The sequence below is a fragment of the Kosakonia sp. SMBL-WEM22 genome, from assembly GCF_014490785.1.
Taxonomy (GTDB): domain Bacteria; phylum Pseudomonadota; class Gammaproteobacteria; order Enterobacterales; family Enterobacteriaceae; genus Kosakonia.
Window position 1 is genome coordinate 3,781,653 of sequence record NZ_CP051488.1, and the last position, 22,058, is coordinate 3,803,710.

A 22,058-nucleotide genomic window follows, 5' to 3' on the forward strand; every position below is an offset into this window, starting at 1 on the left:
GAGGGCACCAACTCTCCGCCCTACCGCTCCCGCAGCGCCTCATTAAGTTTATTCAACGGTTTAATCAGATAATCCATTACCGATTTTTGCCCGGTTTTAATCTCTACGTTAGCGATCATCCCCGGCAGGATAGGGAAACTTTTGCCGCTGCGGTTCTTCAGCTCCGCGCTTTGCGTGCGGACATAGACGCGGTAGTAAAACTGATCGCGACGCACTTCATCCTGCAAGGTATCCGGCGAGACCACCTCTACAGTGCCTTTCAAATCGCCATAGATGGAGGAGTCATAGGCCGTCACCTTCACTGTCGCCGGTAAACCGGGGCGAATATAGGCGATATCGCGCGGGTTGATGCGCGTCTCCACCAGCAGTTGATCCTCCAACGGCACAATCTCCATCAGCTTGCCGCCTGGCTGCACCACCCCGCCCACGGTGTTGATCTGCACATCTTTCACGATCCCGCGCACCGGTGAATTAAGCACGGCGCGATCCAGCTGATCCGCTTTGCCCGCCATCACCTGCAGCTGCGCATCAAGATCGGCATTATTTTTCACCTGCTCTTCGCGGGCGCGTACCGCAAACTGGTTACGCGCCTCGTCGATTTTCCCCTTCAGCTCCGTCGCCTGGCGTTGCAGGCGAATCACCTCGACATCGCTCGCCGCCCCTTTCGCCACCAGCGGCTGCGTCATGCGCAGCTCCGACATCACCAGCTGATGCGTTTTTTGCAGATTTGCCACCGTCTCGTTGAGATTGCGCCGCCGCGACTCATAGAGCTGCCGCTCGCGGGCGACCAGATCCGGCTCGCGCATCGATTCGGCGCTAAAGCGCAGCGGCTCACCGGTCAGCTCCGAGCGCAGACGCTCGCTGGAGGCGCGCAGTGCCCTGACGCGCGCCGCCGCTTCACCATAGTTAGACTGAAAACGGGTCGGATCGAGACGCGCCAGCATCTGCCCGCGCTCAACAATATCGCCCTCTTTTACCATCAGGGCGCTAACGATCCCGCCATCAAGGCTTTCAATCACCTGTGCATGAGTTGAAGGGGTAATTTTGCCGGTGCCGACCGTCACTTCATCAAGAATGGCAAACGCCGCCCAGGCGATAAATACCACCAGTCCAATTAGCGTCAGCCAGATCACCGATGAGTAGAAGCGCCCCTGCCGCGCCAGTTCATCCTGCATTGAGAGTTGACTCATTTCCTGCTCCTCAACCGATGGACGCCACGTTACTGTTGCGCGCCGCCTGTTTCAGCAGCGTATCGCGCGGCCCATCGGCCACCACTTTGCCGTTCTCCATCACCACAATCCGGTCCACTAAGTTGAGCAGCGCCGGGCGATGGGTTACCAGCACCAGCGTGCGCCCGGTGAGCCACTGTTGTAGCTGGCGGATGACCCACGCTTCCAGTTGCTCATCCATTGAGGCCGTTGGTTCATCCAGCAACACAATTTGCGGATTGCGCACAATCAAACGGCTCAGCAGCACCATCTGCCGCTGGCCGCCGGAGAGCCCACGCCCGCCTTCGTTAATCAGCCGATCGAGACTTGCGGCATCCTGCTGCACAAGGTTGATCGCCCCGCTGATGCGTAGCGCCTGAATCAGCTCCGCTTCGGTAGCATGCGGATGTCCCAGCATCAGGTTCTGGCGCAGCGTGCCGAAAAAGAGGCGCGAATCCTGCGACAGATAACCCACCTGGCGGCGCACGTCCGTCGGATCGATATGCGCCATATCAACGCCATCAATAATCACTTTCCCTTTGCTGGCCTGTGCCTGGCCGGAGAGCAGTTTCAGCAGCGTTGATTTCCCGGCACCGGTTTTGCCAAGAATGGCTACCCGCTCGCCCGGTTTGATCTCCAGCTCATTAATATTTAGCGCCAAATCGCCCTTCTCTTCGTCATAGCTGTACTGCATTTGCTGCAGCTGAAAGTGTCCAGCCAGCACCGGGCAGTGCGCCATCTTCTTATCCGCCTCTTTATCGAGCGGCTTTTTCAGTAGATCGTTGAGGCCACTCATCGCCGATTTAGCATGCTGCCAGCGGGAGAAGACCATGGTGAGCTGCATCAGCGGCGCAATCGTGCGCGAAGAGAGCAGGCTACAGGCCACCAGTGTCCCGGTCGTAATGTCGCCATCGATCACCAGAAAACAGCCAAACACCAGCATCCCGGCATAGGTGATCTGCTGCACTGTCGAGGCCCAGCCGCTCAGCCGAGCGCCCCATACGCGCTGCTTCATGCCAACATTTGCCCCCACGGCATGGGTGTTCTCCCACTGCCGCTGGAAGTAGGGCTCGGCCTGTAACGCTTTAATGTCCTCCACCCCTTCGATGGACTCCACCAGCACCGCGTTGCGGATCGCACTCTCGCGCATCCCCGCTTTTGCCAGCTTCGACATCGGCCACTGCACCAGCAGCCCGGGGATGATAATCAGCGGAATGGCAATCAGCGGGATGATCACCAGAGGGCCGCCGACCAGCGCCATGATGCCGAGAAAGAGCAGCACAAAGGGGATATCCATCGCCGCGCCGACGGTAGTAGAGGTAAGCAGTTCGCGCACCTGATCGAGCTCGCGCAGCTGGGAGATAAAGGATCCGGTCGATTTGGGGCGCGCATCGTTTTTGATCGCCATTGCGCGGGCAAAAAAGAGCGAAGAGACATTAAGGTCGATATGTTTGCCCATAATGTCAGAGACATGGGTCCGCGCGAGGCGGATAAAGAACTCCAGCGCCGCCGCCAGCAGGACGCCGAAAAAGAGCACCCACAGCGTCGGCAGGGATTGCGCCGGGATCACCCGGTCATAAACCTGCATCGAGAAAAGAATACCAGCCAGCGCCAGCACGTTCCCGACCACCGAGGCGAGAGCGATCTCCGCCAGCTTGCGCCCGCTGTGGCGAAAGTGCTTCCAGAACCAGTGCGCCTCCCACGGACGGGTAAAATCATCGATCCGCGAATCGCGCCCGCGCGCGGCGATGCCCAGCATCACCACTTCAGGCTTGATGCGGGTGAGCAGCGTCTCCAGCGGCTCTTCGCGCACCAGATCGCCACCATTATTAAGCCAGTAGGTCGCCAGCCCGTCGGCATCCAGCGACTCGAGCAGCAGCAGCTCCCCGCCCTCCAGCTGCACAATCACCGGCAAGTTTTGCGCATTCCAGCGCATGCGGGCGAGCGGCACACTGCGCACCTGCAACCCCATTAATCCGCTCAGGCGCTCAAGCTTTGCGCTGAGCGGCAGCGCTTCAAACCAGCGCATCTGTTGACGCACCGCAGGCGCATCGGCGGGCAGGCCAAAGCGTCCTGCCGCGCGCACCATCACATTAATCCAGCTTTCGGTATCCGGCTCTTGCATTACCACTCCTGTGTTGTGCGCTTACAGCGCGGGCAGGTCATCGCCCACGGTACGACTACGTTCAACCCCCAGCATATCGAGCAGGTTGTCTGCGGCGGCGGCATAGCGCACGGCGGCATCCCAGGCGTCATAGCGTGCGGTAATCGACGCGGTATCGGCCTGGAAGACATCCTGCTCAATACTGAGCAGATCGTTCAGGCTGCGCTTGCTCAGCCGGTACTCATCACGGTAGACGCCGCGCGCGCGTCCGGCGCTGTTGGCCTGCGCCTCGCCCGCCTGCTGGCGCAGCTGCGCGCCGGTCAAATCGGCCCACGCTGTGGCCGCCCGCTGGTTAACATCCAGTTTGCTGGCCTCCACCGCCGCCTGCGCATTGGCGCGATCGCCCTGCGCGGCATCGACACGGGCGCTTACCGCCCCGCCCTGGTAGAGCGGCGCATCGACCACCAGCTGTACCTGGTCATCCCAGTAGCTGCTTTGATCGTTCTGATAGCGGGTACGCCCCGCCTGCACCGAGAGCGTCGGCCAGTGCTGCGCCTGCGCCTGACGAATGCGCTGCTCTGCCGCCTGCTGTTTTGCCTGCGCGCTGCGCACGCTATTGTTGCGCTCATAGGGCAGCGCATCGAGGGTGATATTTTGTTTGAGGAGATCTTCAGGCAGGTCGGGCAAGTTATCGGCAACGACGCCGGTCAGCACGCTAAGTGCCGCCTGGGCGGAGCGCATCTGCGCCTCATATTGCGCAAGGGTAGCGTTCATCCCGGCGATGCGCGACTGCGCCTGTAGGCCATCGGAGGCCGAGCTTAATCCCGCTTCGGAGCGCAGCGTCGCCATTTCCAGCACGCTCTCCAGCGAGTGGATATTGTTGCGCGCCGCCTCACTCAGTGCCTGGTAGCGCTTGACCTGCAGATAGGCTTGCAGGGTCTGCATCCCCACTTCATTGAGGGTGCTGTTGAGATCGTAGCGCCAGGCATCAGAGAGATTGTGCTGCTCATCGATGCTGCCGCCCGTTTTACCAAAATCGTAGATCAGCTGGCGTAAAGTGACGCCGCCGGAACCGTTATTATTTAATGACCCCGAAGAGTCGGTGCGGTGCGAGCGCCCCAGGTTGCCCTGCAGAGAGAGCTGCGGGAACCAGGCGCTCTCCGCCTCGGTTAAATTCGCCTCACCCACGCGGATCTGCGCGGCCGCCTGGGCAATTTTTGGGTTACGGGCAAAGGCGCGCAGAATGGCGTCTTTGATCGTAAGCTGCGCCGCGCGCTGTTCGCTTGGCGCTCTCTGCCAGCGAAAATCCTGCTCTTCGCCGGGTGCTGCTAACAGACTCGTAACGGGCATAACCAACAACAACAACCCTACCGCTCTTTTCATTCATCCACCCCTGATGTGCCCGTAATGACCTCTTCCTTAATGCGCCTCATCCCTGAGGCGGCAGAACGTCAGACCATATTGACGTGCAGGCCATGCTGGATCAGCACATCGCTGAGGGTATTGGCCTGCGAACTGTTGTGATAAACGTCGAACTGAATACCATCTATATCGCGATGGCCGCTGATAGCCCAGGTATCGCTGACGCCGTGCTTGAGGTTGATCTCATCCCCAACGCTCCCTTTGATCAGCAAATCATCTTCTGGTTTATCGGTGATGCTAAGTGCCTCGTTGACATCCAGCGTGATGCTGTTGCTGCCCGACTTACCAAGATCAATTACCTCGATATTGCTGATTTTGCTCCCCAGTTCGATCAGGTTTAGCAGCAGGTTGGCGCCGTCGAGCACCAGCGTATCCATCCCCGCGCCGCCATCGATCTGCACAAAGCCGAGAGAAGAGAGGTGAATAGTGTCGTTGCCGCTGCTCCCCTCGACGCTCTCGCCGCTTTCGCTGGTACCGTCGGCAAGATCGATGCTCAGCCCACCGATGGTGTAGCTTTCGTCGCTTGCCGTAGCGGCAGCCGCCGTTTCCGTCTCTGGCTGACGCGCCGTTTCCACCGTGGCCGTATGCTGCGTATTCAGGCGGTCACTGCTGGTGGAGTCCGACTCTTCGCTCACGCTCGCTGCCAGCAGCGAGAAGGTGTTAGCTTCTGCCATCAGCGACGCGCTGGTGCCCGCGGGCGGCGTGGTAGTCGGGTTGCTGCCGTTAAGGCCAACGTTGAGGTAGGCCAGGTTGCCCGCCACATCGGCGGCGTAGAGGTTCACCACCGTATTGAGCGAAAGGATTTTCGCCAGGTCGAGGCCGACATCAAGCTGCGTTGACCACTTCCCGTCTGCGCCGACAATCGCCGTCGCCATGGCGAGGTTGAGTAAATTAACGCGAACAATCGCCCCTTGATTGAGATTAGTTGACGCACCGCTGATCGTCAGTTTTGCCGACCCTACCAACCCTAGCAGGACGTTGCCGAGGATGCCGGTCAGGTTAGTAATCGGGTTGGTGCTCAGCGTCGGCTGGGTCAGTTTCACCTGCACATCGGCTTCCGTAGCGGTGGTGTTGCCCACCCGGTCAGTTACCGAAATGCCTACTTTCGCCGCGCCGCTGCTCAGCCCCTGCAGCAGGGTTTTATTCACCGTCGCCGTCCAGTTGCCGTTGGCATCGACGGTGGCGTTTATCGCCGTACCGCCAACGGTCACCACCACTTTCGAGCCGCTGACTACGCCGCCAATTTTGCCGCCGATCACCTGCCCATTGGCCGCTTCACTGATGTTCAGATAGCCGTCATTACCGAAGAGCGAGGAGAGAGAAATGGTCGGCAGGTTATGGGTAATGACATCCAGCGGGCTGGTAACGTTCGCCACTTTCCCGGCGGCGTTGGTCACCGCGACGCTCACCGCCTGGGTGCCATCCGCCAGCGCGCTGAGATCGACTTTAGGTACCGTTACGCTCCAGCTACCGTTCGACGCCACGGTAGTAAGGTAGTTTTTACCGCCAACCGTAACCGTCAACTGCGAACCGACGGCGTTCTGGCTGGTGCCGGAAATCACCTGCGCGGTGGTGATATCCGCAAGGCTCAGGGCGCCATCACCAAACAGCGAAGTGATCGCCACCGTCGGCAGGGCCTGGATCGCCACGCTGGCGCTCTGCACCACATTGGCGATATTGCCCGCTGCATCCGTCGCGCTGGCAGAGACCTGCAGCGCATTGTTGCCATCCTGCAGGTTTTGCAGCGACACCGCCGGGATCGCCAGCTGCCACTGACCATTGGCACCGACGGTGGTGGTGTAGGAGAGCAGACCGACCTTCACGGTGATCTGCGTGCCCGCCGCCAGGTTGCTGCTGGTGCCGGAGAGGATCGGGTTGGAGAGCAGATCGTTAAGATCCAGCGTCCCGTTGCCAAACAGCGTGTTGATACCGATCGAGGGCACCGCCTGCACAATGGCGTTCACCAGTTGGCTGCCGGTCGCGGTGTTACCTACCGCATCGGTTACCGTTGCCGTCACGCTCAGGGTGCCATCGGCGATGGAAGCCAGCGCACCGGCCGAGAGTGCCAGCGACCAGCGCCCATCGGTGACCGGCACCTGATAAGCCGTGCCGCCAACATTGACCGTCACCTGCCCGGAGGTCAGCCCGGTAACGGTGCCGGAGATAGTCTGCGCCGCCAGCGCTTCGCTCTGGTTGAGGAAACCATCGTTGCCAAACAGGGAGGTGATCGCCACCGTCGGCACATTTTTCACGCCGATAATCACCTGGCTCCCTGCCGTGGTGGAACTGTTACCGTCCGGCGTGAGCAGCGTGATAGAAGGCGTAAAGGTGCCGTCCGCCAGCCCGGCCAGATCCGTCGGCGTCAGGCCGATGGAGAAGTTGCCGTTAGCATCCACCACGCCATTAAAGACTTTGGCGCCAATCGCCACCTGAACGGTGCTGCCGATCGGCGCACCGCTCGCCACCCCGCTGATGGTTTGATTAACCAGTGAATCTGCCACGTTTAGTAAACCGTCGCCAAACAGCGTCACACTGTTGAGTACCGGCGCCACCAGGTTGACCTTCAGCCCCGCACTCTGCGACGCCTGGTTACCATACTGATCGGTGGCGGTAATGGTGACAGTTTGCGTACCGCTGCCCAGCCCTTGTAGTGCGGCTTTCACCGCATCCGGCAGGTTCACCGACCAGCGTCCGCTGTTATCGACATTGGTAGTGAAAGCGGTGGCATCGCCAATCTTGATGGTCAGTGCGCGCCCGGCAAGGTTGGTCGCCGTACCGCTCAGCAGGCCGCTGGCAAGTTCAGGAATGCTCAGCACACCGTCGCCAAACAGCGGATCGAGAGAGATAGCGGGCAGGTTATGGCTGACGACGTTAAAGCTGGCATCGCTCTTGATAACGTTGCCGAACTTATCGGTCACCGTCACGTTAGCTGACGCCGTACCGTCCGGCAGCACGCTCAGCAGTTCAGCGGGAAGCGCGGCGCTCCAGTTGCCCAGCGCATCAAGGGTGGCGGTAATTGCCCGGCCGCCAAAGTTCACCACTACGCTGGTGACATTGGCGACATTGCTCACCGTTCCGGAAAGGGTCTGCGCAACGGTGCTTTCAACGAGGTTAATCACGTTATCGCCCGCGATCACCACATCGTTAACGACTGGCAGATCGGTTAGCGCCAGCCCGACATCCACCGTTTCATAGCGGGTATTACCATTGGCATCGACCACACTCACCTGCAGTTGCAGGGTGTCGGCGACCAGCCCCTGCCAGAGAGAAGGTGGCAGTGAGAAGCTATAGGAGCCATCCGGCGCTACCGCCAGATCGTTAATGGTAAAGTCTGTACCAATCACCGTCAGCGACACTTTCGCGCCGCGGTAATCGCCGCTCACCTTACCGGTGAGCAGCTGTGTGACCAGCGATTCGGCGACGTTGAGGATGCCGTCGTTAAACACCTGGTCGATGGCCACGCCGAGGCCTTTGTTCAGCGCAACATTGAGGGAGAGGTTATTGCTCGAGGTGTTGCCCGCCGCATCCGTGGAGGAGATGGTGACCACCTGCGGCCCGTCGGTCAGGGTAGTGAGATCGAGCTGCGGAAAGGTGTGGCTCCAGTTACCCTGCTGATCGACCGTGCCGGTCCAGCTCAATGGCCCAAGCTGAATGGTTACGCTGTTACCCGGCTCGCCCTGCCCCTGCAACACCACGCCGGAGACGGCGTTAACGCTGTTCAGCACCGCCGGGACGCCGAGCGCATCCACCTCAAGCAGCGGTGAAGAGGCATCAACGGTGAAGTTTTGGGTGGCGTTCGTCGCGTTGCCCGCCGCATCGCTCAGGGTCGCGGTAATGGTATAGCTGCCATCGTCCAGCGCCGCCATATCTGATAGCGGCACATCAACCGACCACGTGCCGTTAGCCACCAGTGCGGTATAGGTTTTACCATTCAGCGTGACGGTGACCAGGCTGCCATCGGCGTCAGAGGTGCCGCTGATGGTCTGCGCCACCGCTTTTTCACTGCTGTTGATAACATCATCGCTGGTGAATTGCGCCATCGTCAGTTTGGGCGCGACGGTATCAACGATCACCGTCTGCGAAGCCGTAGCGCTGGCCTGCGCATCGCTGCGCACCGTCAGGGTGTAGCTACCGTCCGGCAGCGCGGCGCGCGGCACATCCAGCGTCCAGCTGCCGTCGGCGTTGACGAACGCCGTGCCAAGCGTCGTTTGCCCATTCAGGATGGTCAGGGTCGTGCCATTGAGGTTAAAAGCCTGACCGGAGAGTCGCAGCGTTCCGCTGCTGAACTCGCTGGCGTTGACGTAATTATCGCCAGCGACCAGATCCATATTCACCGAGTAAGTTGGCGGTGTGAGATTGATACTGAGCGTGCCAGCGTTATCTGCAGTGCCGATGTTACCCGCTTTATCGATCCCCTCAACGGTAATGGCACCGGGCTGCAGCTGCGCAAGCTCGGCTGGCGTTAACACCAGCTCCCAGCTGCCGTCCGCCAGAACGCGCGTCTCGAAGACTTTTCCACCGGTAAAGGTGACGCGCACCGTATCGCCGGTAGCTAAGCCGGTTGAGGTGCCACCAATCGCCTGACTGGTCTGGCTTTCAGCAAAGTCGAGCAGGTTATCGCCGGCAAACGGCGCGGTGACGCTAACTGTCGGCGGGTCGAGCAGCAGCGTGGTAGTAATGCTGGCTGTACCCACGTTTTGCGCGCCATCCGTCACGCTGACGGTAACGCTTTGCTGGCCGCGTGCGGTGATGCTGCTCCAGTCGGCTGCATCCATCGCCAGCGTCCACTGATTGCCGTTCACCGTGGCGTCAAAGGTTTGATCGCCGATGGTCACTTTGACCTGCGCGTTAGCAGGGTAAGAAGTTGAGAAGGTGCCGCTCAGCGTGGTACCCGCCGCCGCTTCAGCCGCGCTGACATAGCCATCGGCGAAGACCGGCGCAGTGATGGTGACCGACGGCGGCGTCAGCGCCACCTGATAATCAACGGTGCTGGTGTTACTGTTGCCATACTGATCTTCGGCGTAGATCGCGATCTCATGCGCGCCCGGCGCGAGGGATTGCAGCGTACCGGCCGGGAGCACCACAGACCAGTTGCCGTTGGCATCGACACTGGCAGTGTAAGCCACGCCATCAATATCAATCTTCACCGTCACATACTGGTTCGGCCCGGTGGCACCGGTCAGACCTGTCAGCGTCACCTCGCTTGCCGCTTCGCTAATATTGACAATACGATCGCCAAACGGATTGGTCACCGTCGGTGCAGGCAGCGTGTTGTGTACCGTTACATCCGGGGTTTGCTGTGCATCGGTGGTTGCGGTGTTGCCCGCGCGATCGCGCACCGTGACGCTAAATGGCAGCGAGTCGTTATTGCTCAGTGCGGCTAAATCATCTTGCGGAATCGTCACCGACCAGTCACCGTTCTCATTGACCGTGCCGGTGTAGGTTTGCGTGCCCAGTACCACCGATACGCTTTGCCCGGTGCCGATAACCCCCGTGTTACCGGTGATCAGTTGATCGCTCAGGGTCTCATCGCGGTTAATGATGAAATCACCAAACGGCGTCACGTAGCTCGCCTGCGGCAACGCATTAATAATGGCTTCAAAACTGCCCTGCCCGGTCACCTGGTTATCCGCTGTATCAGTGACCGTAACGGTGACAGGCAGCACGCCATCCGGCAGCGCCTGTAACGTGGCGCTATCAACCTCCAGCGACCAGGTGCCATCCGCATTAATAGTCGCCGCAACCGGCGCGCCATTGTTAATGCTGACAGTAACCGAGGCAACGCGCGACGGATCGAGGTTAAGCTGCCCGCTCAGTGTTTGTGTACCCGCGGCCTCGGTGGCACTAAGAATACCGTCGGTAAAGGGCTGCGACAGCTGCGGCGCTGGCAGCGGATCGGTACGGATTTCCACACTTGTCGGCTCAGAAAGTGTGGTGTTACCCGCGCGATCGGTTATCGAAACCTGCACATCGTGCGTCCCGTCGGTGAGGGCAATCAGCTGCGCCGGGGTCAGCGAGACAATCCAGTTGCCGTTGATATCAACGGCTCCGGTGAACTCCTGATCGTTATCAAGAATGATGGTTACGGTCTGGCCGGGCCCGGCCTGACCGGTAGAGCCGGTCAGCTGCACACCGGCGTTAGCTTCCGCCTGACCAAGAATATTGTCATCGCCAAACAACGGTTCGGTAATCGTGGCCGTTGGCCGGGTAAGAACCACATCGAGGTTGCCATTGACCGACGCCGGGTTACCAAACTCGTCCACCCCGCTGACCGTCACGCTGTACTGCCCGCTGGTCTCCAGCGAATCGCGCGGGATCACCACCGACCAGCTGCCATCGTTGACCTCGCCGTCATAATTTTTGCCATCAATGGTCACCACAATCGGTGTGCCGTTGGCAAGCCCGCTGGCACTGCCGCTAAGCGTAGTGTCGCTGGCGGCTTCACTGATGCTGACAATATTATTGCCGAACATAGGATCGAGCGTCATCGTCGGGCCATTGGTGGTTTTGACGTTGATGTCGACCGGCTGCGGGTTGCTATTGCCCGCGGCATCGGTGGTGACGAAGGTGATTTGCGACGGGCCTTGCGGCAATGCCTGCAAGCTTCCCGCCGGGATCACCATGCTCCACGCGCCCTGCTCATTCACCAGCGCTGAGAGCGTAGTGCCGTTGAGGGTGAGCGTCACGGTTTCGCCTGGGGTACCGGTGCCCCTCACCTCCTGATCGACGGCCGCTTCGGCGATGTTGATATTGCCGTCGCTAAGGAACGAATTCGCGACATCGACTGCCAGCGTCGGCGCGGTGAGATCAACCGTCACGTTACTGCTGGCGCTTGCCGGGTTCAGCGCGGCGTCGACCGCCGACGCCGAGACGACATACGGCGTGCCATTTGCCGTCTCCTGCAGCGCCTGCATATCTGCCTGCGGCACGGTAATGGTCCAGTTACCACTGCTGTTCACGCTGCCGGTATAGGTTTTATCGTTAAACACAACGGTGATGACCGTTCCTGTGGCCAGCGAGGTTGACGACCCGCTGATGTTCAGTGGCTGACCACGTTCGAGAGCGTTAATCACATCATCCTGCGCCACCGGATTTATGGTGATGGTTGGCTGCGAGGCTGGCTGCGCGGCGAAGGTGACATTATGGCTGGAGATCGTGCTGTTGCCCGCCACATCGTTCACCGTGACCGAAATAACCTGACGACCATCCGGCACCTGAGCCAGATCCTCCGGAGGTACCGTTACCGACCAGCGACCATCGGCGTTAACCGTCGCCGGATAAATTTTACCGTTTAGGGTTATCGTCAGCGTCTGGCCTGCTTCGACATTCTGTGAAGAGCCGGAGAGAGTCACCCCGCTCTGCCCGTTCGCCTCTGCGCGATTAATAAAATCATCCCCGGCGACTTTATCGATCTGCACCTGCGGCGCATTCGTGGGGGAAGCGTCCAGCGTAAAGCTGCTGGTTTGTGTGCTGCTGTTGCCAGCGGCATCAGTGACAGTGACGCGCATCGCTACCGGGCCATCAGGCACGCCTGCCAGCGCACCGGCAGGAATAACCACGCTCCAGGTGCCGTCCGGCTGGATAATCGCGTCATAGTTCTGCCCGTTGACCAGCACGATGACGGTTTGCGCCGACTGCGCATCGTAGTCGCCTGTGCCGCTGATGGTGACCGCGCCAGCGGCTTCTGCGCTGTTAATGATATTATCGGCTGTGACGTTATTGATAACAAAGGTCGGCAAAACTGTATCAACGGTCATTGGCGCAGTGCTGCTGACGGTGTTACCCGCCGCATCGGTTGCGGTTACCGTTACGGTATGGCTGCCCTGCGAGAGCGAACCCAGTTGCGCAGGCGTCAGTGGGATCGTCCAGTTGCCGTTTGCATCTACCTGGGCGGTGAGCGGCGCGCCGTCATCAATGGTTATTGTCACGCTCTGGCCTGCGCCAACAATGCCGGTATTACCCGCCAGATTGCCGCCCGCGGCGGCCTCCTGGGCATTGACCACGCCATCGCCAAACGGCGCATTCACCACCGGCTGCGGCAGCACATGGGTGATGATAGTAAATGGCAGCTCGTTAGAGATAACGGCGTTGTTCTCATCAACGCCGGTGACCGTCAGCGTCGCAGTACCATCGGCAATGGCGGCGGCATCCGCATTCGGCACCGTTACCTGCCAGGAGCCGCCCGCCGTCACGGTTGCAGTGTACTGCACACCGTTCAGGGTCACGGTAATGGTGTTTCCTTCGGGGATACGCACCGACGTGCCGCTGATGGTGAGGCCATCGGCAATGTCGGCGGCGCTGACGCGGTTATCGCCATCCACCGGGTTAACGGCAATTGCACTGGCGGTAGTATCGACTTTGAAGGTGCTGGAGACCGGCGGCGAGGTGTTGCCCGCGCTGTCCGTTACTGTCACTGAAATGGTGTAGTTACCGTTCGTCAGGCTGCTGATGACCGAAGGAGCAACCGGGATGGTCCAGAGACCATCGCCGCCAACTATGCCTGTCAGGGTTTGTCCGTTCAGCGTGACGGAGACGGTGGCCCCCGGCTCGGCCGGTACGGTGCGCCCGCTCAGACTAAAGCCGGCGTTCTGCTCCGCCAAATCGATAATGTTGTCACGGGCGACCGGATCCATCACCACGTTAGGTGCGGTGGTATCGACGTTAACCGTGCGGATCGTGGTGGTTATGTTGCCTGCACTGTCAGTGGCGGTAACGGTCCACGAACTTGCGCCGTTCGCGAGATTGCCGAGCGCAGCGTTATCAAGATTCACACTCCAGTTGCCGTTGGTGATGGTTGCCGGGTAGTTCTTGCCGTTAAGGGTGATAACCACCGAGGCCGCATCACTTGAGGTGGTGCCGCTTAGTGTGATGCCGGTGGCGATATCGCTACCGTTGAGCACATCGGTGCCGTTAATCGGCGTCACGCTTAAGCTCGGCGGAGTTTTATCAACGGTGAAATTGACGGTGCTGTTAGCACTGTTACCTGCCACGTCGGTAGCGACTATCGTCAGGCTGCCAGGACCTTCGGCTAATAGCTCCATTGCCCCCTGCGGCAAGGTCAATGACCAGCTGCCGTCGATATTCACCACCCCGCTGTAGCGCTGGCCATTAAGAGTTGCGACGACTGTTTGACCGGCACCAACAATATTGGTGTTTCCGGTCAGCGTCTGGCTCTGACCCGCTTCCGTGATATTTACCACGTTATCGACAAACGCCGGATCGACCGTGACGTTCGGCAGCGTGTTGATAGCTACCGTGAAATCGTGGCTATCAAGCAGCGTGCCGCCGCTGGTGGAGACCGTTGCCGTTACGGTCTGGGTGCCGTCTGCAAGCGCCTGCAATGCTGCCGGATCGACCACCGTTTGCCAGCTACCATCGGCCTGAATCGTCGCTGCATAGTTCACTCCATTCAGCGTGACGGTCACAATGGTTCCCGCAGGCAGGCCTGCGCTGTTGCCCTGGATGGTTAAGCCATCAGCCGCTTCACTCGCATTCAGGTAGTCATCGCTGGCGATAATATTGATCGCCACCGCATCGCTGGTGGTATCAACACTGAAGGGCGACTCAATGGTGGTGCTCTGCCCGAAACCATCCGTCACGCTGACGGTCAGGCTCTGCCCGCCATCACCCAGTTTTTGCAGCTCAACGGCGGGAAGCGTCACCTGCCAGTTGCCCTGAATATCCGTAACCCCTTCGTAACGCACGCCGTTCAGGATCACAGTAACAATACTTCCTGCCTCGGCATTGGATGTACCGTGCAGGATCTGGTCAACTTTGATTTCAGCCGCATCAAGGACGTTACCATCTTTCAGCGCCTGCACGCCGATCGCGACGCCGCTGGTTTTGACATCAATCGGCTGCGTAACGGTGGTACGGTTACCGGCGGCGTCAGTCAGGGTAACGGTCATCGGATAGCTGCCGGTCTGCAGCGCGCTTAGATCCGCAGCAGGCAGAGCGAGCTGCCAGTTGCCATCGCTGCCAACTACCGTGGTGTAGGTTTTGCCATTCAGGGTGATAACGACGGTCTGCCCCTGCTCGCTGACACCGCTTACACCGCGCAGGATCTGATCCTGCGCGAGCTCGTCACCGTTGAGTTTGCCGTCGTTGGTCAGCGGCAGAACACTCAGCGCCGGAAGTTGCGTATCGACGGTTGCCGTTTCGGTGAGCGGTGTGGTATTTCCAGCGGCATCGCTGGCGTTAACCGTTACAGTGACCAGGCCATCAGGGATTGCTTGCAGATCGCCGGCCGGAATGGTCACTTTCCAGGTGCCATCGTTATCCACCGTTGCCAGGTACGTTTTGCCCGCTACCTGCACGGTGACGCGCTGCCCGATACTGGTCAGGCCGGTGTTGCCGCTCAGTACCTGATCGACCGCTTTTTCTGCCGCATTGAGATAACCGTCGCCAAACGGCGCATCCATTACCGGGTCAGGTAAACGGTGAACTTGCACATTCAGCGTGCGCGAATCTTGCGCGCTCTGATCGTCAAGCTCCACCGTGGCGGTGATGATATTCGCCCCATCAGCAAGGCGCAGCAGATCTTCAGACGGAATGGTGACGCTCCAGCGTCCGGAGGCATCAATGCTGGTTACCGGGTAATTGATACCGTTGACGGTGACGTAAATAGTTACGCCTTCACCAAAAACGGTAGTGACGCCGCGGACTTCAAGCGGATTTTCCGCTTCGCTGGCATTGAGATAGTCATCGGTAGAGAGGATGGCGATGGCTACGCCGGTAAGCGTGGTGTCGACGTTAATCGGCACCGTTCTGACGATCGCATTGCCATCCGCATCGTTGACGGAGACGGTTAATGCACTGTCCCCCTGCGGCAATAGACCGAGATCGCCCGCAGGTATCGAGGTTTTCCAGCTGCCGTCACCCATCACTTCGGCGTAATAGGTTTTGCCGTTAAGCGTAATGGTTACTACCTGGCCCGGCGGGATGTTGTAGGTCTGGCCAGAGAGCACCTGCGTGATCAGGATCTCGGCGCTGTTGATGATGTTGTCGGTGGCGACCGGATTGATAGTGATATCCGGTGTGTTGAAGTTGGTGTTGAAAGAACGCGTCTCTTCGGTGACGTTACCGGCAATATCCACCGCGCGATAGAGAAGGGTGTAACTCTGCCTGTCTTCCAGTAGCGCCATGTCTGCGGCAGGGATAACGAGCTGCCACTGCCCATCAGCATTGGCAATTGCCGAGTAGGTGCGGCCATTAAGCGTAACGTAAATCGTGCTGCCGGCATCCTCTGCACCAACATAGCCGCGGACGATTTTATCCGCCACATGCTGATCCTGGTCGAGAATGTCGCCCGGCGTGAACTGGGTAAGCTCAAGCACCGGGGGCGTGGTACTGATCATTATTTCTGAATCTGCCGTGGCGACCGCACCCGATGATGTAAAGAGGGCAAATCTCAGAACATGAAAGCCTTGTGCAAAGGTGCTGAGATCCTCAGGCGTGAGCCAGACATTCCAGCTACCATCATCTTTTACTGTTGTGGTCCAGGTCTGTCCGTTACCACTGATGGTGATGGTACTGCCCGCGTTTATCGCTTCCGTAACACCGCTCAGCAGTTGCGGTTCACTAGATTCGGCGAGGTTAATGATATTATCCGAGGCAATTGTGTTGACCCTGAGAGTGGGAGTGACAGGAGTTTCGCCTCCGCCATTGTCTCCACCGCCATTATTGCCACCGCCGCCATTATTACCGCCGCCGCCATTATTGCCGCCACCACCATTATTACCGCCGCCGTTATTGCCGCCGCCGCTACCATTATCACCACCACCGCTGCCGTTATCGCCGCTTCCGCTATTGCTGCCGCCACCGCTGTTATTCGCTGCTGCCGCCACTCCCACAATGCCCCCAACGGCAGCCAGGCCGCCAAGCACCCCAAGGGCTGTCAGGCCGCCGGTACCCACCAGCGATCCCAGCGACACTTCACTGAATGCAGGAACGATTGTTTCAGCGGTGACGGGACCCGCGGCCGCGGCATACGGAAAAGCAGCCTGGTGCGTGCCAAGCTCATCCTCAAAAATTAGCTCGCTGTGAAGGCCCTCGCTATCCACGGTGAAGAAGCTGTTGTAACGCACCGTTGAACCATCTTTCATATGGACGATCAGGTCATTTCCTTCACGCTCAAAGAAATTTACTGACTCCTGCGATGCATTAACGCGCACAATACTTGTGTCAGTTAAATTCACTACTCTGTCGCTGCCTTTCGCATATTGCGCAACAACATCGCCAGTTTTTTGGTTTATTACGTCGACAGAACCAGGAAGACTATTTTGCGGGGCCATATTTTCACCTCGGAAGCGAAAGCAATATCAGAGCGCCTGCGAGCATCTGTTTTTGCGCAGGATTACGGTTTACCATTTCAATAAACTTGACAGGAAGAGAGTAAGTGACGGCTGTGGCAGAACAAAGCTAACTCATTGTTTTTCATTTATTATGCTATTCCATCATCATTTAATAAATTTTTACAATAAGAAAGATATAAACAACGTTATCTATTTAGGCAACGTTTTAAATCACAATTCGATAACATTTTCTTTCGATACAGAATATATCTTAAGTTATATATCTGAAAATTATCCGCGCTTTATTCCGGGCATGCTGGGATTAATAGAAATTGAATTAATAAAGCAAGAAACGTAAAGAAATTTACAATGTATAATATATTCAAGTAACTGCATAATATCAGCGATATATTAATTCTCCGCTTTGTTTACCCGCGAAATAATTGCATTTCTATCAATATGTTCTGTATGGCCAGACGGTCAAAAAAAAGACAAGCGTTGAAAAGAAAAAACGTTATGGATATGGACTGGCATGTCGCCGTGAAAGTTTGCTATACTCCTTTCCACACTTTTGGGGCTGATTCTGGATTCGACGGGATTCGCGAAACCCAAGGTGCATGCCGAGGGGCGGTTGGCCTCGTAAAAAGCCGCAAAAAAATAGTCGCAAACGACGAAAACTACGCTTTAGCAGCTTAATAACCTGCTTAGAGCCCTCTCTCCCTAGCCTCCGCTCTTAGGACGGGGATCAAGAGAGGTCAAACCCAAAAGAGATCGCGCGGACGCCCTGCCTGGGGTTGAAGCGTTAAAACTAATCAGGCTAGTCTGTCAGTAGCGTGTCCTTCCGCAGCTGGCCGGCGAATGTAAAGACGGACTAAGCATGTAGTACCGAGGATGTAGGAATTTCGGACGCGGGTTCAACTCCCGCCAGCTCCACCACATTATGATCCGGATACGTCCGGTGAAGTACAGAAAGCCCACACGGCACAAGCCCTGTGGGCTTTTTTGTGTCTGTAATTGTCCGAGCTCATCCGGCTAAATCCGGCGATTATTGGTATACGTTTAGGTATACGGTAGGATATATACCTCAAACCGTATACCAATTCATGCAGGAGCGGCCGACATGGCAAGGACAACACGCCCCCTTACTAACACCGAAGTATCACGCGCTAAAGCGATTGAAAAAGATCTGACTTTACATGATGGCAATGGCCTTTTCCTAGTGGTGAAAACTAGCGGTAAAAAGCTGTGGCGTTTTCGCTATCAACGTCCTGCAACAAAAAAGCGAACCATTCTAGGATTAGGTGCTTATCCAGCTCTTTCTCTCGCTGATGCTCGAGGATTGAGAGCGGATTATCTTGCTCTATTAGCCAATGGAATTGATCCTCAAGTTCAAGCAGACATGGCTGAGGAACTTCAGAAAATAGCTTTAGACAGTGTTTTTAAGACGGTAGCTTATAACTGGTTCCAGCTCAAAATCAAAAGCGTTACACCTAATTACGCAAAAGATATTTGGCGCTCACTAGAAAAAGACGTATTCCCTGCCATAGGTGAAATCCCTGTTCAACAAATCAAAGCAAGAATGTTAGTCGAAGCGCTAGAACCGATTAAAGCACGCGGTGCACTCGAAACGGTACGTCGTTTAGTACAACGTATAAATGAAATAATGATTTATGCTGTTAACACAGGTCTTATAGACATCAATCCGGCATCAGGTGTTGGTAAAGCTTTTGTGAAACCAATAAAACAAAACATGCTGTCATTACGACCAGAAGAACTGCCAAAATTGATGCGTTCATTGAATATGTCCAATCTAGGCGTTTCTACTCGTTGCTTGATTGAATGGCAACTTTTGACGCTTGTTCGCCCTTCAGAGGCTTCGGGTGCACGATGGAAAGAGATCGATTTAAGTAAAAAAATCTGGACAATCCCTGCCAGTCGAATGAAGGCTAAACGTGAGCACACTGTTCCATTATCATTACAAGCTATAGAGATCCTTGAAATAATGAAGCCCATTAGCGGCCACCGGGAATATATATTTCCAAGCAGAAATGACCCAAAGCAGCCAATGAATAGCCAAACAGCTAATGCTGCATTGAAGAGAATTGGTTACGGAGGAAAACTCGTAGCTCATGGAATGCGTTCTATAGCTAGCACCGCTTTAAATGAAGCTGGTTTCAATCCAGATATTATAGAGGCTGCATTAGCTCATATAGACAAAAACGAAGTAAGAAGAGCTTACAATAGATCTACTTATTTAACACAAAGGATAGAGATAATGCATTGGTGGGGGTTGAAAGTTAAGAATAAAATTTAGATGAAACGCCCCATTTACATGGGGCTACTCTTTAACCTGAGATATACTCATCTGCTGCATTTTTAATTATCTTTGACCTAACATTTTTTATATACGGTATCTTTTTCAGATCTTCCCTTGAGCAATGGACAATATCGCCAACTTTGGGGTAATTTTGTTTAATCCGATCACATATAGCATTACTAATAGATAAGTTACTAACTGGGTCATCGAGAAGCTGTCCAACAATTGATGTTGCTGGCACGGGTGTACCACAATTAGGACAAAACTTCGCATCCCCTGGTAATTCAGCAGAGCAAATCTGACACTCATCAGCTGACTCTTTTAACTTTTCTAAAAAACGCTCTAATTCAGAATCTGCTGCGCCAAACTCTCGATAATCCGAAAGGGAGAGCAATGTTATTATCTCACCGAACTTATTGGAAACGAATGCTTTCTCGGTAAACATCAACGATAAATTGACCATATAGCGCTGACCAGATTTTCGATTATACATTTTTACTGAACCTTGCTTCGAAAGAACTCCTGAATAACAAAGCAAATCCAGAGATAATCTAAGATTAGGAGAAATTACAGGTGGTAGTACAAAAAAAGCAGATTGCGTTTGAGTCTTTTTTTCCCTGTTGTTTTTCAACCTAAGCTCAGGGATAATACATTCTCTAAGTATATCAAGTCCAATGCGTACATGATGAGAATACTTAGGTAATCTTTTTGATAGACCAAGATGATAAGGTAATAGTTCTTGGTTTACATAATCTTGGGTGCAAATTAATAAATCTCTTTCTGTATAACCCTTTTCAAAAACTTTATTGAACAGGTGTAGAAAGGCTCTAGGATTTCCAGATGAAAGATGAATACACTGATCTAGTAAGTCGCCCTTTGACAATATTTTCTTTTTGGTTGTTCCTTGGGAAACTCTTTTGTCCAGAAGATCACGATATAAACGTCGAGTCCGTTCCCTTCCGATGTTTCCAGTTTCATACCCCCCCAAATTTATCATTAAGGCATCTTGACCAACTTCGAAATTCTTGCCATAAGATGTAATTGAAGGATAAACAGCGGCCTTGACCGCAATTTTCCCACCATGCAGTAATTTGAATATTTCGAAAAAGATTTCTTGCTGTTCGGGTATAAATGTATGAGCAGCCTCATCAAATAAAAACACAATTCTGCCAAGTTGATACTCTTGAATTATCTCTTTAATGATATCGTTGACATAACTAATATCATTTACTTTATCTAAAAAATCTTCCCCTATTTCATTCAATAGCTTATCGGAAGAGGGTTCTCTCGATAGTCTTTGAAGCAAATGAATTTTAGATTGTAAAGCATCCTTCATACCAGTTATCGTTTCGATGCCAAATATTCTTTGAAAAGGATCGCTCGTATTATTATCACAAATAATATCCAGAAATATCAACTTTTCGTATAATGCTTGTAATAGTTTTGCACTTACCCATATTTGAAATGCATTTTTATTGTCAGCTTTGACGCCCTCCAATAAGGTACTGGTTTTGAAATTAACATATACCCCGACAATTTTTTTTGTCGGAAAATCATTATCTAGTTCAGCTTCTGCTGCTCGCAAAAGCATTGATTTTCCAATTCCCCTTGCACCTTGAATGAGATGCGAACCCGCTATCTTGAGTTTTGAAACTACATATTTTTCAAAATCCCCAAGAACAGCCAGTTGTTGAACCTGTTTCAACTCAAGATCTTCGGTACGTGCTGCATGTAGTAACTCAGTGTCTAATGTAGACATTATAAAATCACCTCGCTAGATTTTGGAAATAAAGATAAAATCTCTGACTTTATCTTGTGCCGGACTATATTAGAGTTAATTATCATACTTAAAACAATCTCAGCTAGTTTTATAAACCGCTCCCAATCTTCACTTTCAAAAGTAAACTTATTAGGCAGGTCGGTTTCAAATGAAGTTATTTTCCCATGGACGACATCACTAAGCTGACCATAAATTCTTTGAGCTTTTTTTGCATCAATGATACTCACACCCCCTGCTATGCCCTCATTCTCTGTGAAGTAATCTATATAGCCCTGATTAGTAATATGTTTTAACATTTCACTAAAACTTAAATCTTGATCATGATTTTTCCAAGAATATACAACATGAGGCATATCCCAAAGATAAATAGAAGCAACCCCCAACTCTAGAACTCTTCTTAAGACAATGTTCGCGGGCTTATCAATAGCACATGCAGATAGATATAAAGAAGATGATGTATCAGCAATAATTTCATTGAAAATCTTTATACAAACATCGTGATGAACTGAATTTTTCTTCCCATTCAAAATTTCGGCAATTGCATTAAGTGTAAAAATTGAGATAACAACTTTATCTAATTTTTTATCTTCTATGCCTTGCCATTCGCGAAAGTTACTATTGAACTTATCGCTTAGCATATTAATTATCTCAGTAGGTGATTTATTCATTTAGTACATTGACCTCATGTAATTATCGGCAAGATAGATAATGATGACTTAATCATAATACAAGAAAATAAGTGCCATAAAAGAGTGTTTAATCGCAAGTTTGCGCGCAGTGCTTTCCCCTCCTCGCCTGCCCGCTTCACGGGTCGGTTTAAATGCAGGTGCATGACCGGGCTCAGACCGCGCCGGCACTGGTGCGGGCGGGCATGGGGCGGGTGCAGAAATAAATGCAGTTAAATGCAGCATATGCATGCAGGGTATTTTTTTAA

Annotated in this window: 7 protein-coding genes and 1 other RNA gene; 2 read left to right on the forward strand and 6 right to left on the reverse strand. The window is 54.7% G+C overall.

The features are described from left to right. Positions 1 to 20: 20 nt before the first annotated feature. The 4 genes from HF650_RS18165 to HF650_RS18180 all read right to left on the reverse strand — a co-directional run bounded on the left by HF650_RS18165 (position 21) and on the right by HF650_RS18180 (position 17,027). Positions 21 to 1,190 (reverse strand): HlyD family efflux transporter periplasmic adaptor subunit, encoded by a 1,170-nt coding sequence (locus HF650_RS18165; RefSeq protein ID WP_187799794.1) that lies wholly within the window; start codon positions 1,188 to 1,190, stop codon positions 21 to 23. A gap of 10 nt (positions 1,191 to 1,200) precedes the next feature. Further along, a complete protein-coding gene (locus HF650_RS18170) occupies positions 1,201 to 3,333 on the reverse strand; it encodes a type I secretion system permease/ATPase (protein ID WP_187799795.1) in 2,133 nt (710 codons plus the stop codon). A 21-nt stretch (positions 3,334 to 3,354) separates the two neighbouring features. After that, positions 3,355 to 4,662 carry a TolC family outer membrane protein gene (locus HF650_RS18175; RefSeq protein WP_223284337.1) on the reverse strand — a complete coding sequence of 436 codons (1,308 nt, stop codon included), beginning with the start codon at positions 4,660 to 4,662 and terminating at the stop codon, positions 3,355 to 3,357. A gap of 101 nt (positions 4,663 to 4,763) precedes the next feature. Then, positions 4,764 to 17,027 carry an Ig-like domain-containing protein gene (locus HF650_RS18180; RefSeq protein WP_191264928.1) on the reverse strand — a complete coding sequence of 4,088 codons (12,264 nt, stop codon included), beginning with the start codon at positions 17,025 to 17,027 and terminating at the stop codon, positions 4,764 to 4,766. A 573-nt stretch (positions 17,028 to 17,600) separates the two neighbouring features. Here HF650_RS18180 and ssrA point away from each other — a divergent pair. Both ssrA and HF650_RS18190 read left to right on the forward strand, forming a co-directional pair. Then, positions 17,601 to 17,963, forward strand: a transfer-messenger RNA (tmRNA) gene (ssrA, locus tag HF650_RS18185). Positions 17,964 to 18,147: 184 nt separating this feature from the next. Then, the gene (locus HF650_RS18190) at positions 18,148 to 19,341 is read left to right on the forward strand and encodes an integrase domain-containing protein (protein WP_187799797.1); all 1,194 of its coding nucleotides are present in this window, start codon (positions 18,148 to 18,150) and stop codon (positions 19,339 to 19,341) included. A 31-nt stretch (positions 19,342 to 19,372) separates the two neighbouring features. Here the strand turns inward: HF650_RS18190 and HF650_RS18195 are convergent, their stop codons facing one another. Next, on the reverse strand, positions 19,373 to 21,103 hold the full coding sequence (locus tag HF650_RS18195; protein WP_187799798.1) for a zinc ribbon domain-containing protein: 1,731 nt from the start codon (positions 21,101 to 21,103) through the stop codon (positions 19,373 to 19,375). Next, positions 21,103 to 21,792, reverse strand: a complete 690-nt coding sequence (locus HF650_RS18200; protein WP_187799799.1) for a hypothetical protein — start codon at positions 21,790 to 21,792, stop codon at positions 21,103 to 21,105. Before HF650_RS18200 ends, HF650_RS18195 begins: the two co-directional genes overlap by 1 nt. Positions 21,793 to 22,058: the final 266 nt, after the last annotated feature.